The sequence below is a fragment of the Microcoleus sp. K1-B1 genome (assembly GCF_036704705.1).
Classification (GTDB): Bacteria; Cyanobacteriota; Cyanobacteriia; order Cyanobacteriales; family Microcoleaceae; genus Microcoleus.
On sequence record NZ_JAUBSH010000199.1, the window covers coordinates 1 to 1,591 of the forward strand.

Annotated in this window: 1 protein-coding gene and 1 pseudogene; both read right to left on the minus strand. The window is 40.4% G+C overall.

The genetic code is table 11. From position 1 onward, the window contains the following. Positions 1-181 precede the first annotated feature (181 nt). Positions 182-460, minus strand: coding sequence for an ADP-ribosylglycohydrolase family protein (locus QUA83_RS30385; RefSeq protein ID WP_445301834.1), 279 nt, complete (start codon positions 458-460; stop codon positions 182-184). 36 nt (positions 461-496) lie between these two features. After that, a pseudogene (locus QUA83_RS30390) lies at positions 497-1,513 on the minus strand (IS4 family transposase); the annotation flags it as partial. Positions 1,514-1,591 lie beyond the last annotated feature (78 nt).

The following is a 1,591-nucleotide window of genomic DNA, read 5'->3' on the forward strand; positions in this document are numbered from 1 at the left end:
CATCTTTATTTGACGATTTTACTAGCTTTTTCATTTTAACTCTTTTTTGACACATTCGCAAAAGTGAGATGCACCCCATTGTATTAACCCTCAACCAGAAATGTTTGTGTAAATTTATCTATATTAACTCAAGTTGCTAGTTATTGTAAAAACAAAGAAGGTTGAAAAATGATATAAGTATTCAGAGCGATCTAGAGCAAGTCAAAAGCCGATCGCCAAAAGATGCAATTAAAGTGCGATCGACTAATTGCGAGATCCATTTTTCCGGTATACCAGATTCTCCGTAAAAAGCCCCCGCCAACTGTCCGTAAACCGCACCAGTTGTATCCGCGTCGTCGCCCAAATTCACAGCCAACAAACAGCCTTCAGCAAAAGAAGAACTGTTGTAAAACGCCCAAAGTGCAGCCTCTAAAGACTTGACAACATAACCCGTACCTTTAATTTCAGGAGGTTGTCGCAATTTAAAAGAACCCGCCCTGAGAGGGTGACAAGATAGCTAAACCAGTTGCTGTACAAGGGATAGAGCATTTAGACCTTGACGAAAATTCTGAGCTTTATGAGGTTTTAGGGCCATCAATGCTAACATCTCTTTTCGCCAGAAAACGAGAGACTGGCTCCAAGCATAACCCGATAATCCGAGCCAAAAGGTACTGTGATGAGGATAATTATTAGGAGTTTTTTCGCTTCGACCGAGGTAAGCTACTAAATGGTTAGATTCAAACTCATGACCACAATTAGTCGCTAAACAATAAGCGAAAGTAATCAACAAAACCAAAGCTAAAAATCGGGTAGCATCCACCCGAGTAGATTCCATATTATAGCCACCAGTTTTGCAATCTCTAAACATCATTTCAATACCCCACCGTGCTTGATAGAGTTGCTTAACCAGCTTGGGGTTAGAAATCGTAGTTAGTAAATACCACGGTTCTTTTACCTTGTTCCCTCGGTGACTTTTTTCCCAATAAACTCCTAAGTTAAATCCCTGAATAGGGTCAGATTTTTGAAAGGTTACATTTTTGAAAAAGTGGGATTCGCCCGCTTTAAATCCTTGGTTTTTTAAAGACTTACCTGGCTGGCATGAAGTCGCTACAAAAGCACTCTTTTTTTGACGAAATACAACGTCTACACCCTTTGCCCTGAGCCAGTCCGCGAGCTTAGCACTATGAAATTCTCGGTCCCCTATTACCACGACCGGATAAGGTTTTAGAAGGGCTAGTACCGGCCCTAGTACCCGTTTCTGTTCCCGGAAAGAACTACTGCCCAATTTAGAGAGTAGCTCCCAATATATTGGTAAAGCATGATTTCCCCAAATTATGGTTGCCATGAGTAGATTCCGGTCTCTCCATTGAGTTCTATCGAGAGCAATCGCTACATAGTTTTTGGTTTTAAATCTTAATTTTGAGGGGTGTCTCCGTTGCGCTCTATTTAATTTTTACTCTCTAAATTCACATTTTAAAGTCGCCTTAATTATCGGAAACCAGAGTAACTTAGCCGAGAGTTGAGGGAGTTCCAGAGGGTGCATCTCACTTTGGCGAATGTGTCAAAAAAGAGATAAAATGAAAAAGCTAGTAAAATCGTCAAATAAATATAA